General features: G+C 71.5%; 21 protein-coding genes and 1 tRNA gene. 18 read left to right on the top strand and 4 right to left on the bottom strand.

Features of this window, described 5'->3' with window-relative positions; all coding sequences use genetic code 11:
* Window positions 1-80: 80 nt before the first annotated feature.
* The 13 genes from rpsR (at window position 81) to FK498_RS10580 (ending at window position 10,455) form a co-directional block, all read left to right on the top strand.
* Entirely contained in the window at window positions 81-362 is a 282-nt protein-coding gene (gene rpsR, locus FK498_RS10520; protein WP_141854300.1) for a 30S ribosomal protein S18, read from the top strand.
* A 63-nt stretch (window positions 363-425) separates the two neighbouring features.
* The gene (locus tag FK498_RS10525) at window positions 426-1,358 is read left to right on the top strand and encodes a DUF2232 domain-containing protein (RefSeq protein WP_141854302.1); all 933 of its coding nucleotides are present in this window, start codon (window positions 426-428) and stop codon (window positions 1,356-1,358) included.
* A gap of 1 nt (window position 1,359) precedes the next feature.
* On the top strand, window positions 1,360-1,932 hold the full coding sequence (rplI, locus tag FK498_RS10530; RefSeq protein WP_141854304.1) for a 50S ribosomal protein L9: 573 nt from the start codon (window positions 1,360-1,362) through the stop codon (window positions 1,930-1,932).
* A gap of 151 nt (window positions 1,933-2,083) precedes the next feature.
* A complete protein-coding gene (locus FK498_RS10535) occupies window positions 2,084-3,331 on the top strand; it encodes a cyclopropane-fatty-acyl-phospholipid synthase family protein (protein ID WP_141854306.1) in 1,248 nt (415 codons plus the stop codon).
* Between the two features lie 71 nt (window positions 3,332-3,402).
* Complete coding sequence (locus FK498_RS10540; RefSeq protein WP_237560912.1) at window positions 3,403-4,935, top strand: replicative DNA helicase; 1,533 nt, start codon at window positions 3,403-3,405, stop codon at window positions 4,933-4,935.
* Window positions 4,922-6,025 carry an alanine racemase gene (alr, locus tag FK498_RS10545; RefSeq protein WP_141854308.1) on the top strand — a complete coding sequence of 368 codons (1,104 nt, stop codon included), beginning with the start codon at window positions 4,922-4,924 and terminating at the stop codon, window positions 6,023-6,025. The genes FK498_RS10540 and alr overlap by 14 nt, the downstream gene beginning before the upstream one ends.
* A complete protein-coding gene (locus tag FK498_RS10550; RefSeq protein ID WP_202614810.1) occupies window positions 6,022-6,807 on the top strand; it encodes an ABC transporter permease in 786 nt (261 codons plus the stop codon). Before alr ends, FK498_RS10550 begins: the two co-directional genes overlap by 4 nt.
* The gene (locus FK498_RS10555; RefSeq protein ID WP_141854310.1) at window positions 6,804-7,580 is read left to right on the top strand and encodes an ABC transporter ATP-binding protein; all 777 of its coding nucleotides are present in this window, start codon (window positions 6,804-6,806) and stop codon (window positions 7,578-7,580) included. Before FK498_RS10550 ends, FK498_RS10555 begins: the two co-directional genes overlap by 4 nt.
* Window positions 7,581-7,623: 43 nt before the next feature.
* Window positions 7,624-8,148, top strand: a complete 525-nt coding sequence (locus tag FK498_RS10560) for a prolyl-tRNA synthetase associated domain-containing protein (RefSeq protein ID WP_141854312.1) — start codon at window positions 7,624-7,626, stop codon at window positions 8,146-8,148.
* 100 nt (window positions 8,149-8,248) lie between these two features.
* Window positions 8,249-9,175 carry a thioredoxin gene (trxA, locus tag FK498_RS10565; RefSeq protein WP_141854314.1) on the top strand — a complete coding sequence of 309 codons (927 nt, stop codon included), beginning with the start codon at window positions 8,249-8,251 and terminating at the stop codon, window positions 9,173-9,175.
* Window positions 9,176-9,183: 8 nt separating this feature from the next.
* A complete protein-coding gene (locus tag FK498_RS10570) occupies window positions 9,184-9,858 on the top strand; it encodes an LON peptidase substrate-binding domain-containing protein (protein ID WP_141854317.1) in 675 nt (224 codons plus the stop codon).
* Between the two features lie 10 nt (window positions 9,859-9,868).
* The gene (locus FK498_RS10575) at window positions 9,869-10,069 is read left to right on the top strand and encodes a Trm112 family protein (protein ID WP_141854319.1); all 201 of its coding nucleotides are present in this window, start codon (window positions 9,869-9,871) and stop codon (window positions 10,067-10,069) included.
* A complete protein-coding gene (locus tag FK498_RS10580) occupies window positions 10,069-10,455 on the top strand; it encodes a gamma-butyrobetaine hydroxylase-like domain-containing protein (RefSeq protein ID WP_141854321.1) in 387 nt (128 codons plus the stop codon). The genes FK498_RS10575 and FK498_RS10580 overlap by 1 nt, the downstream gene beginning before the upstream one ends.
* A gap of 340 nt (window positions 10,456-10,795) precedes the next feature.
* On the opposite strand, the gene FK498_RS10585 is transcribed toward FK498_RS10580, so the two are convergent.
* Window positions 10,796-10,871, bottom strand: a tRNA-Thr gene (locus tag FK498_RS10585).
* Window positions 10,872-10,961: 90 nt separating this feature from the next.
* Between FK498_RS10585 and FK498_RS10590 the strand changes: the two genes are divergently transcribed.
* Window positions 10,962-11,921 carry an acetyl-CoA carboxylase carboxyltransferase subunit alpha gene (locus FK498_RS10590; RefSeq protein ID WP_141854323.1) on the top strand — a complete coding sequence of 320 codons (960 nt, stop codon included), beginning with the start codon at window positions 10,962-10,964 and terminating at the stop codon, window positions 11,919-11,921.
* Window positions 11,918-12,436: an MAPEG family protein gene (locus FK498_RS10595; protein WP_141854325.1), complete on the top strand. Its 519-nt coding sequence runs from the start codon at window positions 11,918-11,920 to the stop codon at window positions 12,434-12,436. Before FK498_RS10590 ends, FK498_RS10595 begins: the two co-directional genes overlap by 4 nt.
* A gap of 6 nt (window positions 12,437-12,442) precedes the next feature.
* On the opposite strand, the gene FK498_RS10600 is transcribed toward FK498_RS10595, so the two are convergent.
* The gene (locus FK498_RS10600; protein WP_202614811.1) at window positions 12,443-14,002 is read right to left on the bottom strand and encodes an ABC transporter substrate-binding protein; all 1,560 of its coding nucleotides are present in this window, start codon (window positions 14,000-14,002) and stop codon (window positions 12,443-12,445) included.
* Window positions 14,003-14,076: 74 nt separating this feature from the next.
* Window positions 14,077-14,961, bottom strand: a complete 885-nt coding sequence (locus FK498_RS10605) for a diacylglycerol kinase family protein (protein ID WP_161988384.1) — start codon at window positions 14,959-14,961, stop codon at window positions 14,077-14,079.
* A 178-nt stretch (window positions 14,962-15,139) separates the two neighbouring features.
* Here FK498_RS10605 and FK498_RS10610 point away from each other — a divergent pair, with 178 nt between their 5' ends.
* Together FK498_RS10610 and FK498_RS10615 are read left to right on the top strand one after the other, a co-directional pair.
* On the top strand, window positions 15,140-15,946 hold the full coding sequence (locus FK498_RS10610; RefSeq protein ID WP_141854331.1) for a UDP-2,3-diacylglucosamine diphosphatase: 807 nt from the start codon (window positions 15,140-15,142) through the stop codon (window positions 15,944-15,946).
* 49 nt (window positions 15,947-15,995) lie between these two features.
* On the top strand, window positions 15,996-17,006 hold the full coding sequence (locus tag FK498_RS10615; RefSeq protein ID WP_141854341.1) for a glycosyltransferase family 1 protein: 1,011 nt from the start codon (window positions 15,996-15,998) through the stop codon (window positions 17,004-17,006).
* A gap of 489 nt (window positions 17,007-17,495) precedes the next feature.
* On the opposite strand, the gene FK498_RS10620 is transcribed toward FK498_RS10615, so the two are convergent.
* Complete coding sequence (locus FK498_RS10620) at window positions 17,496-17,828, bottom strand: hypothetical protein (protein WP_141854333.1); 333 nt, start codon at window positions 17,826-17,828, stop codon at window positions 17,496-17,498.
* A 239-nt stretch (window positions 17,829-18,067) separates the two neighbouring features.
* Here FK498_RS10620 and FK498_RS10625 point away from each other — a divergent pair.
* Window positions 18,068-18,518: lysophospholipid acyltransferase family protein (locus tag FK498_RS10625; RefSeq protein ID WP_141854335.1), on the top strand; the 451-nt coding region annotated here is incomplete at its 3' end.

An 18,518-nucleotide genomic window follows, 5' to 3' on the forward strand; every position in this document is an offset into this window, starting at 1 on the left:
GCCGCGGCGAGCGCGGCGCGCGCCTGCCGCGGGGCGAGCGGGCCGAGCGGGCGGCGCGCGAGACCACCGGAGACTGAGCCATGATCGACAGCACCGAGACGATCACCCCGGCCATGCGGCGCACCGCCGTCGGCGCGCGCCGGCCGTTCTACCGCCGCCGCAAGTCCTGCCCGTTCAGCGGGCCGAACGCGCCGGCGATCGACTACAAGGACGTGAAGCTGCTCAGCCGCTACATCAGCGAGCGCGGCAAGATCGTGCCCTCGCGCATCACCGCGGTCTCGGCCAAGAAGCAGCGCGCCCTCGCGGTGGCGATCAAGCGGGCGCGCTTCCTCGCGCTTCTGCCCTACGTGATCAACACCTGAGGCGCGGCCGCGGTCCGGCTGCCGGATCGCGGGCATGGGCGATGGCGACGGACGGCGGACGCGATGACGCTGCGCACCACGGCGACGCTGGCGGCGGGACTCGTCTCCGCGCTGCTGGCGCTGGCCGCCTTGCGCGGCCTGCCGCTCGGCACCGTGGCGTTCTGGTTCGCGCCCTTCCCGCTGTTCGCGGCGGGGCTCGGCTTCGGCTGGGCGACCGCGGCGCAGGCGGCGCTGGTCGGCGCTCTCGTGACGCTGGTCTCGGGCGGGGTGCCTGGAGCGCTGGCCTGGGCGATCCTCTTCGCGCTGCCGTCGGTGCTGATGCTGCGGCTGGCGCTGCCGGCCGCACCCGGCGGGACGCTCGGGCTGGCGCTGCCCTTCGCGCTGCTCGCGCTGTGGCCGGCGGCGCTGCTGCTGGGCGCCGAGTTGGCCTTCGCCGCGCGGCCGGGCGGGTTCTCCGGCGTGCTGCGGACGGCGGTCGAGGATGCGCTGGCGCGCATGGGAGCTGCGCCGGGATCGGACACGGAGGAGGTCGCGGCGCTGATGGTGCGCATCAAGCCGCTCGCCTTCGCGCTCTGGTTCGGCATCGTCATGACCATGAACGCGGCGATCGCGCAACGCCTGGTGCAGGGCCGCGGTCTCGCGGTCGCCGCACCGGCGCGCTGGTCGCTGGCGCTGCTGCCCGGCTGGTACTGGAAGCTCGCGCTCGCGGCGGGGCTGGCGGCACTCGTGGTGCCGGGCGGCGCGGGGTTCGCCGTGCAGTCGGCGGCGATGGTGCTCGCCGTGCCGCTGGCGCTGCAGGGCCTCGCGGTGGCGCATGTGCTGAGCCGGGGGCGGCCCGGCCGGCCGGTGCTGCTCGGCGGGCTCTACCTCGCGCTGGTGCTGTTCCTGATTCCCGTGGGGCTCGGCCTCGCGGCGCTCGGCCTGGCCGAGCACTTCCTCAACCTGCGCGGCCGCGGGCCGCGCCCTGGCACGGGGCTCACGCCCCCGGAGGACTGAGATGGACGTGATCCTGCTGCAGCGGGTCGAGAAGCTCGGCCAGATGGGCGAGGTGGTGAGGGTGAAGCCGGGCTATGCCCGCAACTACCTCCTGCCGCAGAAGAAGGCGATCCGGGCCACCAAGGAGAACCTCGCCCGGTTCGAGGCCGAGCGCGCCCAGCTCGAGGCGCAGAACCTGAAGCGCCGCGAGGAGGCGCTGAGGGTCGCCGAGCGCGTCGCCGGGCTCACGGTGGTGATGCTGCGCCAGGCGGGCGAGGGCGGCCAGCTCTACGGCTCGGTCTCGGCGCGCGACATCGCCGATGCGACGACGCAGAACGGCCTGACCATCGCGCGCCAGCAGGTCCTGCTCGACCATCCGATCAAGGCGCTCGGTCTGCACCAGGTGCGCGTGATGCTGCACCCCGAGGTGATCATCACCGTCACCGTGAACGTCGCCCGCACCCAGGAGGAGGCCGAGCGCCAGGCGCGCGGCGAGACCGTGCTCGGCGCCGCCGAGGAGGAGGCGCTGATCGCCGAGGCGCTGTTCGAGCCCGGCGCCGCGCCGGCGGGCACCGGCGAGCAGCCCGAGCTCTGATCCGCCCACCCGCGCGGTCGCCTTGGCCGCGGGGCGGGTGTCGGCCTATGATTCCGGTCGAGTCGACACCGCGTGTCGACCGCAGGCGCCGCGCCGGACCCTGACGCGCCGGCGGCGGGCCAGCCTGCCGACCGGGAGTGGACATGGGCCGATGCGGCTGCTCGACACCCTGCTGAAGCGCATCGTCGTGATCGGCCGGCTGACCGTGGTCTGGCCGGACGGCACCGTCACCACCTATGCCGGCCGCGAGTCCGGGCCGGAAGCGCGCATCCGCCTGCATGACCGCGCCGCGGCCACCCGCATCGCGCTGAACCCGGGCCTGCGCTTCGGCGAGGCCTGGATGGACGGGGTTCTGACGGTCGAGGGCGGCTCGCTCTACGGGCTGCTCGACCTGCTGATGCTGAACCTGGAGCGCGGCGGCGGCCATCCGTTCATGACCGCGCTGGAGCGCGTCGGCACCTGGATGAGGCGGCTGCAGCAGACCAACCCGATCGGGCGGGCGAAGCACAACGTCGCGCACCACTACGATCTCTCGGGCCGGCTCTACAGCCTCTTCCTCGACCGCGACCGCCAGTACTCCTGCGCCTATTTCCCGCGCGGCGACGAGACGCTGGAGGAGGCGCAGGCGGCGAAGAAGCGTCACATCGCCGCGAAGCTCCTGCTGACGCGGCCCGGCTTGCGGGTGCTCGACATCGGCTCGGGCTGGGGCGGGCTCGCGCTCACGCTCGCCCGGGAGTGGGGCGCGGACGTGACCGGCATCACGCTCTCGGCGGAGCAGCACCGCGAGTCGAACGCGCGCGCCCAGGCCGAAGGCCTGTCCGACCGGGTACGCTTCCGCCTGCAGGACTACCGCGAGGTCACCGGAACCTACGACCGCATCGTCTCGGTCGGCATGTTCGAGCATGTCGGCCTGCCGCACTACGACGCCTTCTTCCGTGCGGTCGCGCGCGCGCTCGCGCCCGACGGGGTCGCGCTGATCCACGCGATCGGCCGGCCGGACGGACCGGGCGTCACCAATGCCTGGCTGCGCAAGTACATCTTCCCGGGCGGCTACTCCCCGGCGCTCTCCGAGGTCCTGCCGGCGATCGAGCGGTCGCGCCTGCTGCTCACCGATCTCGAGACGCTGCGCCTGCACTACGCCGAGACGCTGCGGCACTGGCGCGAGCGCTTCCTGCGCAATCGCGACGCGATCGCGGCGATCTACGACGAGCGCTTCTGCCGCATGTGGGAGTTCTATCTCGTCGCCTGCGAGCTCGCCTTCCGCCACCAGAGCCACTTCGTCTGGCAGGCGCAGCTCGCGCACCGGCAGGATGCGGTGCCGCTCACGCGCGACTACATCGTCGAGGCCGAGGCGGCGGCGGCGCGGCGCGCGGCATCCCCGGTATCCACAGGGCTGTGAGTCCTTCTTCCCTCCCGCGCGCGCGCCGACGCGCTAAGGTCGCCGCCGCTGCCAGGGGAGACGCCTGACCCATGCCGACCGGCACGATCTCGCCGATGCGCGCGCGCGACTCCGCGCCGGGCGATGCGCTGCTCGGGCTTGCGCTGCGCAGCCCGCCGCAGAACCTCGAGGCCGAGCAGGCGCTGCTCGGCGCGCTGCTCGCCAACAACAAGGCCTACGAGCGCGTCTCGGACTTCCTCGCCCCCGAGCACTTCGCCGACCCGGTGCACGGGCGCATCTTCGCCGCGATCGCGCGGCGCATCGACCGCGGCCAGCTCGCCGACGCGGTGACGCTGAAGGGCGAGCTCGAGAACGACGGGCTGCTCGAGGAGGTCGGCGGCACGGCGTATCTCGCCCAGCTCGTCGGCGCCACGGTCGGCGTCGTGAACGCCGGCGAGTACGGGCGCGAGGTCTACCACTGCTATCTTCGCCGCCAGCTCGTCGACATCGGCGAGGAGGTGGTGAACCGCGCCTTCGGCGATGCCGAGGGGCTGGACGCGCCGCAGCAGATCGAGGCGGCCGAGCAGGCGCTGTTCGATCTGGCAGCAAAAGGATCTGCCGATGGCGGCTTCGTCAGCTTCGAGCGCGCGCTCGCCCAGGCGGTCGAGGGGGCGGAGCGCGCGTTCAAGCGCTCCGGCCACGTCTCCGGCCTCGCCACCGGCCTGCGCGACCTCGACGCCAAGCTCGGCGGGCTGCATGCCTCCGACCTGATCATCCTCGCCGGCCGTCCGGGCATGGGCAAGACCTCGCTCGCGACCTGCATCGCCTTCGGCGCGGCGCGCGCGCTTGCCGCGGAGGCGCGCGAGGCGGGCAGCGGCCGCGCACCGGCGGCGGTCGCCTTCTTCTCGCTCGAGATGAGCGCCGAGCAGCTCGCCACGCGGCTGCTTGCCGAGGAGGCGCGCGTCTCGGCCGACCGCATCCGCCGCGGCGAGATCGCCGCGCGCGACTTCGAGCGTTTCGTCGAGTGCTCGCGCCGGATCGCCGCGCTGCCGATCATGATCGACGACACGCCGGCCCTGTCGATCAGCGCGTTGCGCACGCGCTGCCGTCGGCTGAAGCGCACCCAGGGGCTCGGCCTGGTCGTGGTGGACTACCTCCAGCTCCTGCGTCCCGCGCCCGGCACGCGGCCCGAGAACCGCGTGCTCGAGATCAGCCAGATCACCCAGGGGCTTAAGGCGATCGCCAAGGAGCTTGCCGTGCCGGTGCTGGCGCTCAGCCAGCTCTCGCGCGCGGTCGAGAGCCGCGAGGACAAGCGCCCGCAGCTCGCGGATCTGCGCGAATCGGGAACGATCGAGCAGGACGCGGACGTGGTGATGTTCCTCTACCGGGACGAGTACTATCTCGCCCAGCGCGAGCCGAAGCTGATGGCCTACGACAACCAGGCGAAGTTCGACGAGGCGCACGCGAAATGGATCGCCGACATGGAGCGCGTGCACAACGTCGCCGAGCTCAACCTCGCCAAGCAGCGCCACGGGCCGACCGGCAGGATCGAGCTGTTCTTCGAGGCCGAGTTCACCCGCTTCGCGGATCTGGACCGCCACCACGGCGCGCATGACGCCGACTGAGGGGACGGCGAGCGCGGTCCTCGCGATCGACCTCGACGCGATCGCGGCGAACTGGCGCGACCTCGTCCGCCGCCATCCCTCGGGCCCCGTCGCGGCGGTGGTGAAGGCCGACGCCTACGGGCTCGGCGCCGCGCCGGTCGCGCGCCGGCTCATCGCCGAGGGCGCGCGCCACGTCTTCGTCGCCACGCTCGAGGAGGCGCTCGCGCTGCGCGCGGTCGTGCCCCGCGCGGTGCTGCTCGGGGTGCTGAACGGCCTGGTCGCGGGTGCGGAGGCGGAGGCGGCAGCGTCGGGGATCGTGCCGGTGCTGAACGAACCGGCCGCGCTCGAGCGCTGGCGCGCCTGCGCCGCCGCGCGCAGCGAACGGCTCCCGGCGATCCTGCAGATCGACACGGGCATGAACCGGCTCGGCCTCGGCCGGCGCGAGGTCGAGCGGGTCGCGCAGGACCCGGCCGCGTTCGCCGCACTCGATCTCCGCTACGTGATGACGCACTTCGTCGCGAGCGAGGAGCCGGAGAACCCGCTGAACCGGGAACAGGTGCGCCGCTTCGACGCGCTGCGGGCGATGCTGCCGCCGGTCCCCACCTCGGTCGCGAACTCCTCTGGGATCTTCCTCGGGCCGCTCGCCGCCTCCGATCTCGCGCGGCCCGGCGCGGCGCTCTACGGCATCAACCCGACGCCGGGCCACCCCAACCCCATGCGCACCGCGGTCACGCTCGAGGCGCGCATCCTCCAGGTGCGGGACATCGAGGCGGGCGAGAGCGTGGGCTACAACTCCACGTGGGTGGCTGCGCGGCCCGCGCGCATCGCCACGGTTGCCGCCGGCTATGCGGATGGCTATCTACGCAGCCTGTCAGGCCGCGGCGTGGGTCTCGTCGCCGGCCGCCAGGTGCCGCTCGCAGGCCGGGTCTCGATGGATCTCCTCACCTTCGACGTGACCGACGCGCCCGAGGCCGCCGCCGGCGGATGGGTCCGCCTGCTCGGCCCCGACCTGCCGCCCGACGCGGTGGCGGAGCGGGCGGGGACCAACGCCTACGAGATCCTGACCGCGCTCGGCGCGCGTTACCGCCGGTACTATCGCGGGCAGGCGTGACCGCGCTCCTCGATCTGCTCGCCGCGATCGGGCGCGGCCTGTTCGCCGTGCTCTCCGCGGCCGGTGGGGTGACGCTCTTCGCCCTCCAGGCGGTCAGCCACATCGTGCGCCCGCCCTTCTATCCGCGCCTCCTTCTCCGACAGATGCTCGAGATCGGCTACTTCTCGCTGCCGGTGGTGGCGCTGACGGCGATCTTCTCCGGCATGGTGCTGGCGCTGCAGTCCTACACCGGCTTCGCGCGCTTCTCGGCCGAGGGGGCGGTCGCGACCGTGGTCGTGCTGTCGATCACGCGCGAGCTCGGTCCCGTGCTGGCGGGGCTGATGGTGGCGGGGCGCATCGGCGCGGCGATCGCGGCCGAACTCGGCACGATGCGCGTGACCGACCAGATCGACGCGCTCACCACGCTCTCCACCAACCCGATGAAGTACCTGGTGGTGCCGCGCGTCGTCGCGGCGACCGTGGTGCTGCCGATGCTGGTCGTGGTGGCCGACATCCTCGGCGTGCTCGGCGGCTTCATCGTCGGCGTCGCCAAGCTCGAGTTCAACCCCGGCACCTACATGGCGCGCACCTGGGAGTTCCTCGAGGCGCAGGACGTGATCTCGGGCCTGGTCAAGGCGGCGGTGTTCGGCTTCGTGATCGCGCTGATGGGCTGCTACCAGGGCTACCACTCGAAGGGCGGCGCGCAGGGGGTGGGCGCGGCGACCACCAACGCGGTGGTGTCCGCCTCGATCCTGATCCTCACCTTCAACTACGTGATCACCGAGCTCTTCTTCGCGCGATGAGCGAGGCCGCCCCGAAGATCCGCATCCGCGGGCTCAGCAAGGCGTTCGGGCCGAAGCGCGTGCTCGATTCGCTCGACCTCGACGTGCCGGCAGGGCGCGGCATGGTCGTGATCGGCGGGTCGGGTTCGGGCAAGTCGGTGCTGATCAAGTGCATCCTCGGCCTGATCGAGCCCGATGCCGGCACGATCGAGATCGACGGCCGCAACGTTCTGACGATGTCACGGTCAGAGCGCGAGGCGGTGAATGCGCATATCGGCATGCTGTTCCAGCAGGGCGCGCTGTTCGATTCGCTGCCGGTGTGGGAGAATGTCGCCTTCGGCCTGCTTGCGCGCCGGATGATGCGCCGCGCCGAGGCGAAGCCGCGCGCGATCGAGATCCTCGCCCAGGTCGGGCTCGGGCCGGATGTCGCCGATCTCTCGCCGGCCGAGCTGTCGGGCGGGATGCAGAAGCGCGTGGCGCTGGCGCGCGCGATCGCCGCACGGCCCGACATCATGTTCTTCGACGAGCCCACCACCGGGCTCGATCCGATCATGGGCGCGATCATCGACGCGCTGATCGTCGCGCAGGTGAAGCGGCTGGGCGCCACCGCCTTCTCGATCACCCACGACATGGCCTCGGCGCAGCGCATCGGCGACACGGTGGCGATGATCCACGGCGGCAAGATCATCTGGGTCGGCCCCGCCCATGCGATCCGCGAGAGCGGCAACCCCTATGTCGATCAGTTCGTGAGGGGATCGAGCGAGGGGCCGATCAAGATGGAGGTGCGGCGGTAGCGCGCCGGTTGCCGGCCGCGCGGGAAGGCCCTATCCCGGCATCATGCCGCTCGCGCCCCAGGACCTGCTCGACCGTCTCGCCGAACTCGGCATCGACCAGACCACCCTCTGGCACAAGCCCGTCTTCACGGTCGAGCAGACCAGGGAACTGCGCCTCCACGAGACCATCCCGGGGGCGCATGTGAAGAACCTGTTCCTCAAGGACAAGCAGGGCGCGTTCCGGCTCGTCACCATGCTCGAGCACCGGCGCGTGCCGGTGGGCGCGCTCGCCCGCGCGCTCGGCGTGCCGCGCATGTCCTTCGCCTCGGCCGAGGAACTGGCCGCGCTGCTCGGCGTGATCCCCGGCGCGGTGACCCCCTTCGCGCTGATCAACGATACCGGGCACCGGGTCGAGTTCGTGCTCGACGACGCCCTGCTCTCCGGCCGCTACGCGCGCATCAACGCCCATCCGCTGACCAACGAGGCGACCACTTCGGTGACGCCCGAGGGGTTCCGCGCCTTCCTCGCCGCCACCGGCCACGTCCCGCGCCTGGTCGCCCTCGACGCGCTGGATACCGCCGCCGCCTGATCCGCCCTTGTTCGCGCCCCGGCCGGGGTCATGTTATGGGCGGGCCGGCACCGCCGGCGCAGCCGGCCCCATCGACGCGAACAGAGGCGCGCGGAAGGCAATGGACATCATCTTCGACCCCCAGAAGGGCGGCGCCAACGCCGCCGCCGCTCCCGACCCGGTTTCCGAGGCGACCGAGGCCTCCTTCGTCGCCGACGTGATCCAGGCCAGCCGCGAGGTGCCGGTGATCGTCGACTTCTGGGCCACTTGGTGCGGGCCCTGCAAGCAGCTCACCCCGATCCTGGAGCGCGTCGTGCGCGGGGCGGGCGGGCGCGTGCGGCTGGTCAAGGTCGACATCGACAAGAACCAGCGCCTCGCCGCGCAGCTGCGCATCCAGTCCGTCCCCACGGTCTATGCGTTCTACCAGGGTCAGCCGGTGGACGGGTTCCAGGGCGCGCTGCCTGAGAGCCAGGTGAAGGCGTGGGTGGAGCGGCTGGTGCAGATGGCGGGCGGCACCATGCCGGCGGCCGATCTGATCGCCGCGGCCAGGGAGGCCGCCGCGCAGGGCAACCACGGCGAGGCCGCGGAGATCCTGCAGGCCCTGCTCGCCCAGGAGCCCGACAACGCCGAGGCGATCGGGCTCCTGGGCCGCGCCCTGATCGCGCTCGGCCGCACCGAGGAGGCCAAGGCCCTCGTCGCGACCCTGCCCGCCAACGTCGAGAGCCATGCCGAGATCCAGGGCGTGAAGTCGGCGCTCGAACTCGCCGAGAAGGGGCGCGAGGCCCAGGGCCAGATCGCGGCCCTGCAGGCCCGTCTCGCCGCCAATGCCGACGACCATCAGGCGCGCTTCGACTATGCGGTGGCGCTCAATGCGCTCGGCAAGCGCGAGGAGGCGGCCGAGCAGCTGCTGCAGATCATCCGGCGCGACCGCGGGTGGAACGACGACGCGGCACGGCTTCAGCTCCTCAAGTTCTTCGAGGCCTGGGGACTGTCCGACGACGTCACGGTGGCGGCGCGCCGGCGCCTCTCCGCCCTGCTGTTCAGCTGACCCGTCCCGTGGCGGTCGCCTCCGCCTGGCACCCTGCCTACGAGGACCTGCCGAGCGAGTTCGCGGTCTTCCCGCTCACCGGCGCGCTGCTCCTGCCGCAGGGCCGGCTGCCGCTGAACATCTTCGAGCCGCGCTACCTCGCGATGACGCTCGATTCGCTGGCCGAGGGGCGGATGTTCGGCATGATCCAGCCCAACCCGGCCGAGCCTCCCGGGCCGAACGGCCCGGCGCTCTACCGCGTGGGCTGCCTCGGCCGGCTCTCGGCCTTCAGCGAGACCGAGGACGGGCGGCTCCTGATCACGCTCACCGGCATCATCCGCTACCGCGTGGCGGCGGAACTGGCGATGCGGCGCGGCTACCGGCGGGTGCGTGCGGACTATGCCGGGTTCGCGGAGGATCTGGATCTCGCGGCGCGCCCCGCGCTCGATCGCGCGCGGCTGGAACGCGCCTTGCGCGCCTACTTCCGCGCCCGCGCGATCGACGCCAACTGGCAGGCGGTGAAGGACACGCCCGATGCCGCGCTGGTGACCACGCTCTGCATGATCTGCCCGTTCGAGCCGCGCGAGAAGCAGGCGCTTCTGGAGGCGCCGACGCTCGATGCGCGCGCCGCGATGCTGCTCGCGCTGATCGAGATGGGCGCACATGGCGGGCCGGGGCCGGAGCCCGGCCAGCCCCTGTCCTGAAGGTGCGATGATGACCGAGGTCGATCCCCGTCTGCTCGAGATCCTGGTCTGCCCGCTGACCAAGGGCCCGCTGCGCTACGACCGCGAGCGCGGCGAGCTGGTGAGCGAGCGCGCCGGGCTCGCCTACCCGATCCGTGACGGCATCCCGATCATGCTGCCCGACGAGGCGCGGCCGCTGGAGGCGCCCGCCCCGCCGCCGAAGGCGGGCTGATGCCGATCCCCGTCGAAATCCGCGCCTCCAAGGCGGAGCGGACGCTCACCGTCACCTTCGACGACGGTGCCCGCTTCGTGCTGCCCGCCGAGTATCTGCGCGTCGAAAGCCCCTCGGCCGAGGTGCAGGGCCACGCGCCGGACCAGAAGGTGCTGGTCTGGGGCCGCAGGCATGTCGGCATCCTGAAGGTCGAGCCGGTCGGCAACTACGCCGTGCGCATCGTCTTCGACGACCTGCACGACACCGGCATCTACTCCTGGGACTACCTCTACCGCCTCGGTCGCGAATACGAGACGCGCTGGGCGCGCTATCTCGACGAGCTCGCCGCGCGCGGCCTGTCGCGTGAGCCGCGCAAGGTGGTGAAGGCGAAGGACGCGGAGCGGTAGCGCCGGCGCCGATGCGAAGGCCACCTTCGCCCCGGGGACGGGCGGAGCTCGCCGATCCGGTCCTCGGCGCGCGCCTCGCCGGCTGGATCGGCGCCAGCGGCGCCGGAGGGCGCGCTGGTCCTGCGCCGCCCCTGGCGGGTTCCAGGGTATCGTCGGTATCTGCCGACCTCTCATACCCGGAGCACAAGGGTTTGACCTTTGTGCGGAGGGTATAAGTGGCCGTTTCACGCTTGTCCTGGGCAGACCGTCCAGAGCCTCCGCGCGGCTCCGCGATCGCCGACGATTGCCGCATGCGCGCCCCGACGCACCGTCGTTTCTTTCATGATGTCAACGTATTGTATGGTGCCGGCTGAGGGGCTCGAACCCCCGACCCCCTGATTACAAATCAGGTGCTCTGCCAGCTGAGCTAAGCCGGCCCGCCCCACGCATACCGCCCCGCCATGGCGCGGTTCAAGGCCGGGCGCGCCGCTTACCGGCGCCGGCCCGATATGCTACGCGCTCGCCCCATGCGCCACTTCCTGGACTTCGAGAAGCCGATCGCCGAGCTCGAGGGCAAGATCGAGGAGCTGCGTCGCCTGCCCGACAGCCCCGAGGTGGACATAGCCGACGAGATCGCGCGGCTCGGCGAGAAGGTCGAGAAGCTGCTCGCCAGCACCTACGCTAAGCTCACGCCCTGGCAGAAGACCCAGGTCGCGCGTCACCCGGCGCGGCCGCACGCGCGCCACTTCGTCGAGGGCCTGATCGAGGACTTCGTCCCGCTCGCCGGTGACCGCGGCTTCGCCGATGACCGCGCGGTGCTGGCGGGCCTCGGGCGGTTCCGCGGCCGCGCCGTCGCCGTGCTGGGGACCGAGAAGGGCGACGACACCGAGAGCCGGGTCGCGCACAATTTCGGCATGAGCCGCCCGGAGGGCTACCGCAAGGCGCGCCGCATCATCGAGCTCGCCGGCCGGTTCCGCCTGCCCATCCTCACCTTCGTCGACACGCCCGGGGCCTATCCCGGGATCGACGCGGAGGCGCGCGGCCAGGCCGAGGCGATCGCACGCTCGATCGAGGCCTGTCTCGCCGCGCCGGTGCCGATCGTCGCCACCATCATCGGCGAGGGGGGCTCGGGGGGCGCGATCGCGCTCGCAACCGCCGATCGCGTGCTGATGTTGGAGCATGCGATCTACAGCGTGATCAGCCCCGAGGGCTGCGCCTCGATCCTCTGGCGCGACGCGGCCCAGGCCGAGGCCGCGGCCGAGGCGCTGAAGCTGACGGCGGCCGATCTCGAGCGGCTGGGGCTGATCGATGCGGTGGTCGCCGAGCCTCTGGGCGGGGCGCACCGCGACCCGGCGGCGACGATCGCCGCGACGGGCGAGGCGATCGCCGCCGCACTGGCGGCCCTCTCCGGCCGCGACGGCGCCGCCCTGGTAGCGATGCGCCAGGAGAAGTTCCTCGAGATGGGGCGGCAGGGCATGGCCGCGTGACCGGCCCGCTGCAGTCGCGGCTGTTCCAGGTCGGGCTTGCCGGCCTCGGGCTGGGCGGCGGGCTTGCTCTGTTCGTCGCGCTCCAGTCCCTCCTGCCCGTGCCGACCGCGGCCACGGCGGCGGACCGGATCGCGCTCGCCGCCGCCGCGCTGTTGCCGGGAATCGCGGTGCTCGCCGCCATGCTGCTCGTGCAGATGGGCCTGCGTTTCACGACCGGTGCGCTCGACCCGACGGCGGGAGGCGACAGCCGTGCCCTGACGATCAACCGGCGCGCGATCGCCAACACGGTGGAGCAGCTCGCGGTGTTCGCGCCCTCCCTGCTGGCTGCCGCGGCGGCAGCGGCGGATCTGTCCGGCGTGCTCGCCCTCGCCCTCGTGTTCGCCACCGGCCGCCTGGTGTTCTGGGCCGGCTACGCGCTCGATCCGCTCGCGCGCACCCCAGGCATGGCGGCAAGCGGCGGCGCAGCGCTCGCCGCCTTGGTCTGGGCGGCCTCGGTCTGGACCGGGCGGTTCTGAGCGGCGCTACTCGACGCGCACCGACCTGCCGAACACCAGGTTGTCGGCGCGGTGCGTGACCACGATGTTGGCCTTCATCGCGAACGGGATCATCAGGTGGTAGAGCGGAATGTGGCCGAACTCGCCGTTGTGCACGCGCTGCGCCTCGTGGATCAGCGCGGTGCGCTTCTCCGGGTCGGTCGCGGCCTCGATCTCGCGGATCAGCGCATCGACACGCGGGTTCGAATAGCCGCCCCAGTTCCATGAGCCGCCACCCGCCTGGCCGCGCGTCATCATGATGCCGCGCAGCGTGTAGAGCGCATCGAAGGTCGGCACGCCCCAGGTGAGGCCGTAGAAGCTCGACCGCCCCTCGCGGATCTTCTGGATGAACACGCTGTTCGGCATCACCTCGAGCCGCACGCGGATGCCGATCTGCGCCAGCATCGCCGCGGCCGCCTGGCAGACGCCGTCATACGCGCCGGCCGGGCAGTCGAGCGCGACCTCGAACCCGTCCGGATAGCCCGCCTCGGCGAGCAGGCGCTTGGCGCGCTCGCGATCCACCGCCGGCCGCGTCGCATAGGCCGGATCGTAGCCGGTGACGAACTGCGTCCACATGCTGGCGGTCGGGACGGCGAGGCCGCGCAGCACACGGGTGCGGATCGCCTCCATGTCGATCGAGATCGCCACCGCCTCGCGCACGCGCGCGTCCTTGAACGGGTTGCGGCCGCGGATGTTGGAGGAGCCGAGTTCGTCGCGCTCCTGATCCATCGCGAGCCACATCGTGCGGTTCTCCTGCCCCACCAGCACCTTGAGGCGCTGGTCGCGCTGCAGCCGTGCGACATCCTGGTGCGGCACGGTGTGCACGAAATCGACCTCGCCCGAGAGCAGCGCGGCGATGCGCGTCGCATCCGAGGCGATCACCACGTGCTGCCACTCGGTGACGTCGGTCGGCCCTGCCGGCCCGCCCCACCAGTCGGGGTTGCGCGCGAGCACGGTGCGCACGTCGGGCTCGCGCGACCGGAGCATGAAGGGGCCGGTGCCGTTGGCGTTGCGCGCGGCGAAGGTCTCCTCGCGGTCGCGCAGGTTCTGCGGCCGGGCGGCGCCGTTCGCCTCCGACCATTCCTTGTCCATCATGAGCACGCGCGTGAGCTTGTCGGGGATCACGGCATCGGGCACGCGGGTGACCAGATCGACGACATAGGGCGACACCTTCTCGGCCCGTTCCACCGTGTCGACATAGATCGTGAAGTTCGAGGTCGGCGAGGTCGCGCGCGCGATCGAGAACACCACGTCGTCGGCGTCGAATGCGTTGCCGTTGTGGAAGCGCACGCCCTCGCGCAGCCAGAAGCGCCAGCGCGTCGGCTCGACCCGTTCCCAGCGCAGTGCCAGCCCAGGCATGACCTTCAGGTCGTCGCCGCGGTCCACCAGCGGCTCGTAGATCTGGCCGGTGATCAGGTAGGTGAAGAAGGCGTTGTTGGCGTGCGGATCAAGCGTCGCGGCGTCCGACGTGGTGGCGAAGCGGAAGGCCTTGGCGTCGGTATCGGCTGCGACGGACGCGAAGGCCAGGGTCGCTGCGAGCACAGCCATGGGGAAGCGCATCGTCGGTCTCCGTTGCGTGAGCGGGTCAAGCCTAGGAGGCCGACCGCGACGGTGCAATCGCGTCACGCCGCCACGACCGGGATCCGCGTGGCTGCATCCGTGACCGTCACCGGTGTCGCACCGATCAGGTCGCCGTCGGCTTGCACCGGCAGCCCGGAAGGTGCCGCGACCTCCAGCGCCGCGACCCGCCGGCGCATCAGTCCGTCCAGGCCCGGCAGGAGTCCCAACGGCAGCGCGACCCCGGCCCGAACCGCCGACCACCAGCCGCCGCGGAGGAACACGCAGACCGAGAGCCCGGCCGCGTCGGGCGCCGCTTCCGGGGCGAGCACGAAGCGGCCGCCGTAGAACCGCCCCTTGGTCGCGATCACCTGCGCGGCCTCGCCCGGCGTGCCGTCCAGCATCAGCCTGAGGCGGGGAAAGGGCCAGGCGGCGATCTGGCGCAGCGTCTCGACCACGTAGGCGCCCTTGCCGATGCGCCGCTTCAGCGCGCCGTTCAGCGACGCCACCACGGCGGCATCGAGCCCGACCCCCAGCATCTGCACGAACAGCCGGGTCCGTCCGTCGGGAAAATGTGCGGACCCCGGAATGACAAGCCGCGCCGTCCCGCGCTTCAGCGACGCGGCGATCGCCGCCGCACCGAACGGCAGGCCGAGCTCGTGCGCGAACACGTTCGCCGTGCCGATCGGGATCACGCCGAGCCGTACCTCGCTGCCGGCGATCCCGTTCACCACCTCGGCGATCGTGCCGTCGCCGCCGGCGGCGACCACCACCCGCTCGCCCGCCGCCACCGCCTCGCGCGCGAGCGCCTCGGCGTGGCCGGGTGCCGTCGTGTCCGCGACAGTGAAGCGAATTCCCGCTTCCGCCAGGGCGCCGGCGACGCGCTCGAAACGCCGGCGCCGCCGCACCCCAGCAGCCGGGTTGAAGATCACCAGCATGCGCGACCGCATGCGTCGCGCCCGACGCCACAACCGGACAAGATATCCACAGACGATGACACCCCGATGACAGAGAAGCGGCCAGATCATTACACGTGATTGCTGATACGTTTCATGAAATCTTCATGGCAACCCACGGGAAAGCTTGGGTAGAGGGGCATAGCGAAGCGACGAATGGAGTGCCGCGCGCATGAATGCGCCGCTGAGCAGCCGAACTTACCGTGCGGTCTTCATTTCCGATCTGCACCTCGGCACGCGCGGCTGCCGTTCCGACTTCCTGCTGGACTTCCTGCGCCGCACCGAGTGCCGGCAGCTCTACCTCGTCGGCGACGTGGTGGATGGCTGGCGCCTGCGCCGATCCTGGTACTGGGACGAGACCCACGACGAGATCCTGCGCGTCATCCTTGCCAAGGCCCGCACCGGCACGCAGGTCACCTACATCCCCGGCAACCACGACGAGCTGTTCCGCGCCTGGATGCCGATGGAGTTCGCGGGGGTGCGGCTTCGCCGCGACGCCGAGCATGTCACCGCCGACGGGCGGCGGCTGCTGGTGATGCACGGCGACGAGTTCGACTCGGTGGTGCGCTACGCGCGTTTCCTCGCGGTGCTGGGCGACTGGGCCTATACCTGCGCGCTGGTCCTGAACCGCTGGTTCAACGCCGCGCGCCGCCGTCTCGGCTATCCCTACTGGTCGCTCTCGGCCTGGCTGAAGCGCCAGGTGAAGGAGGCGGTGAAGGCGATCGACCGCTTCGAGGCGGCGCTCGCCGCCGAGGCGCGCCGGCGCGGCTGCGACGGTGTGGTGTGCGGCCACATCCACCATGCCGCGATCCGCGAGGTGGACGGTATCGCCTACATGAACGATGGCGACTGGGTGGAGTCCTGCACCGCGCTGGTCGAACATGCCGACGGCAGGCTCGAACTGGTGGACTGGGCGGCGGAGAACCGGTTGTCGTTCTGGAATGCGTCCACGCGCGCCGCTTCCCTTGCTCCGGCGTAGACGTGCCCGGCGCGACGAGGCGCTGCCCTGGTTCACCCCGGCCGGCCCCGTGCGGATCCTGATCGTCTCGGATGCCTGGATGCCGCAGGTGAACGGCGTGGTGCGCACGCTTGCCACCGTGCGCGACGAGCTTGCGCAAATGGGGCACGTCGTCGAGGTGGTCGGCCCCGACCGTTTCCGCACCATCGCCGCGCCCACCGAACCTGATGTGCGACTCGCGATCCTGCCCGGGCGGCGGCTGCGCGCCATCATCGACGATTTCGCTCCCGATGCGATCCACATCGCCACCGAGGGCCCGCTCGGCCTCGCGGCCCGCCGGCTTTGTCTCCGCCGCGGCTGGCCCTTCACCACCGCCTTCCACACCCGCTTCCCGGAGTATCTGAAGGCGCGGCTCGGCGTGCCGCTCGGGCTGACCTGGGCGGTGATGCGCCGCTTCCATCGCCCCTCGTCGGCGGTGCTGACCGCGACCGCGAGCCTGCGCGAGGAGCTGGTCGCGCGCGGCTTCCGCAACGTCGCCGCCTGGACGCGCGGGGTCGATCTCGGCCTGTTCCGCCCGCGCGCACGCGGCGCCCTGAACCTGCCGCGCCCGGTGTTCCTCTATGTCGGCAGGGTCGCGGTCGAGAAGAACATCGAGGCGTTCCTCGCCCTCGACCTGCCCGGCTCGAAGGTGGTGGTGGGCGACGGTCCGGCCCGCCCGGCGCTCGAGCGGCGCTTCCCCGACGCCCATTTCCTCGGCGCCAAGTTCGGCGAGGAGCTCGCCGCCGCCTACGCCGAGGCCGACGTGTTCGTCTTCCCCTCGCTGACCGACACCTTCGGCCTCGTGATCGTCGAGGCGCTCGCCTGCGGCACGCCGGTCGCGGCCTTCCCGGTGACCGGTCCGAAGGACGTGATCGACGGCGCAGCGGTCGGCGTGCTCGACGACGATCTGGCCGCCGCGGCGCGTGCGGCACTCGGGCTCGACCGCGACGCCTGCCGCCGCTTCGCCGAAGGGTTCTCCTGGCGTCGCTGTGCCGAGATCCTGCTCGAACGCTTGGCGCCCATCGAACGCGCGGCAGAGTAACTGCCTATCGTTGCGGTAGGAGCGTGAGGACGGCCAGCGCACGTAGGTCCCGGCGCTGTTGCCGCCCGAGAAGTAACAAGGCGTGACGTGCTATGATGATTGACGCGATAGCATCGGATCGCGTGAAGCTGGCATTCGGATCATAGTCCGCCCGAAGTCTCTGGCGACGGAGTTCCTCGAACTTGTCGACGAACGTTTGGACTGTGGCCGGAAACGTTTTGAGGGTCTTGCGCCGCTTGCCGTCTTCAAAAGCAGCATGCTGGAGCGCCCGATAGGCCTGTGCCCACGCTCTCTCCAGCACCCCCGGCCTCGCAGCCACGAGCAGGTCTGCATTGCTTTTGGCAAGAGCATGGAAGACGGAGTAGTACGCTGTACTGATCGCTCGCCGAAGGCGCGCCTGCGAGGACCGTCCCGGGCCGCTGGGAATGAGTCCGGACGCGACGTCCAGCAGATCGTCTGCGAGAGCCATCAGCGGCCCGCGGTCGCAGCTTACCGATTACGGCGCGTCGGCGGCGAACCACTAGGAAGATCCGCTGCAAAGTCGACATTCAACTCGTCGCCCCCGGTGCCGCTGACTCGATGCCAGACTTGAAGCCAGCGGTCGTCGCCGCGCGCGCGGAGGAACTCACGCAACGCTGCGCTCAACAGCGCGAGTTCCTCCGTCATCTGCAGTTTGGTCGTGGTGGGATAGCGGATGATCACATCGATCACAGGGCTCCCGTCGAGGTCCTCGTGCTCCTCGACCTCAACGCGCTTCGCACCGTATTTGCGTGCCGTTTCCAGCGCCCGTTTGCGAATCAGGTCCTCGTCGATGGCCGGCACAGGGTAGCTCCGTCTTCCGCACTTACTCAATGATATCGCATCGCAAGCAACCGAAACCAATCCCCGGTCTTCGCTTCCGCGTCGATCGCTTGACCCTTCATGGCGTCGGACGCCCACTCAACCGGCTGGATGCGGGGGGGGGGGGGCGGTACAGGATTTGGCAGGCGATCCAAGCCATGTTACTCGCGCGGCTGTGATGCGCGTTCCGGACCACAGAGCGGCCTGACCCGGCCCCTCGCATGTTCAAGCGCCTCCTGCGCCATCCGCGCGCGCTTGCCCTCGGCGCGACCGCGATCGCGGTCTGGCTGCGCCTCGTCCACCGCACCACGCGCTGGCGCATCGAGGGACGTGAGCACCTCCGCGCCATCTGGGAGTCGGGCGTGCCGGCGATCGGCGCGTTCTGGCACGACCAGCTGCCGCTGATGGTGTTCACCTGGACGCACCGCGTCCCCGGCGAACCCGGCCCGGGGGCGATGCGCTGCGCGGTGCTGGTCAGCCGGCACCGGGACGGGCGGATGATCGGGGATGTCGTCGCCCGGCTCGGCGTCGAGGTGGTGCATGGCAGCAGCTCGCGCGGCGGCGTCGAGGCGTTCCGCGAGCTCCGGCGCCTGCTCGCCGAGGGGCACAGCGTCGCCATCACGCCGGACGGGCCGCGCGGGCCGCGCCGCGTCGCCCGGCCCGCCGCGCCCG

This window comes from Elioraea sp. Yellowstone, assembly GCF_006704265.1.
Lineage (GTDB): Bacteria > Pseudomonadota > Alphaproteobacteria > Acetobacterales > Acetobacteraceae > Elioraea.

Coding starts and splice junctions, on each gene's coding strand:
- rpsR (WP_141854300.1), top strand. CDS start 81: ATGATCGACAGCACCGAGACGATCACCCCGGCCATGCGGCGCACCGCC.
- FK498_RS10525 (WP_141854302.1), top strand. CDS start 426: ATGACGCTGCGCACCACGGCGACGCTGGCGGCGGGACTCGTCTCCGCG.
- rplI (WP_141854304.1), top strand. CDS start 1,360: ATGGACGTGATCCTGCTGCAGCGGGTCGAGAAGCTCGGCCAGATGGGC.
- FK498_RS10535 (WP_141854306.1), top strand. CDS start 2,084: ATGCGGCTGCTCGACACCCTGCTGAAGCGCATCGTCGTGATCGGCCGG.
- FK498_RS10540 (WP_237560912.1), top strand. CDS start 3,403: ATGCCGACCGGCACGATCTCGCCGATGCGCGCGCGCGACTCCGCGCCG.
- alr (WP_141854308.1), top strand. CDS start 4,922: ATGACGCCGACTGAGGGGACGGCGAGCGCGGTCCTCGCGATCGACCTC.
- FK498_RS10555 (WP_141854310.1), top strand. CDS start 6,804: ATGAGCGAGGCCGCCCCGAAGATCCGCATCCGCGGGCTCAGCAAGGCG.
- FK498_RS10560 (WP_141854312.1), top strand. CDS start 7,624: ATGCCGCTCGCGCCCCAGGACCTGCTCGACCGTCTCGCCGAACTCGGC.
- trxA (WP_141854314.1), top strand. CDS start 8,249: ATGGACATCATCTTCGACCCCCAGAAGGGCGGCGCCAACGCCGCCGCC.
- FK498_RS10575 (WP_141854319.1), top strand. CDS start 9,869: ATGACCGAGGTCGATCCCCGTCTGCTCGAGATCCTGGTCTGCCCGCTG.
- FK498_RS10580 (WP_141854321.1), top strand. CDS start 10,069: ATGCCGATCCCCGTCGAAATCCGCGCCTCCAAGGCGGAGCGGACGCTC.
- FK498_RS10590 (WP_141854323.1), top strand. CDS start 10,962: ATGCGCCACTTCCTGGACTTCGAGAAGCCGATCGCCGAGCTCGAGGGC.
- FK498_RS10600 (WP_202614811.1), bottom strand. CDS start 14,002: ATGGCTGTGCTCGCAGCGACCCTGGCCTTCGCGTCCGTCGCAGCCGAT.
- FK498_RS10605 (WP_161988384.1), bottom strand. CDS start 14,961: ATGCGGTCGCGCATGCTGGTGATCTTCAACCCGGCTGCTGGGGTGCGG.
- FK498_RS10610 (WP_141854331.1), top strand. CDS start 15,140: ATGAATGCGCCGCTGAGCAGCCGAACTTACCGTGCGGTCTTCATTTCC.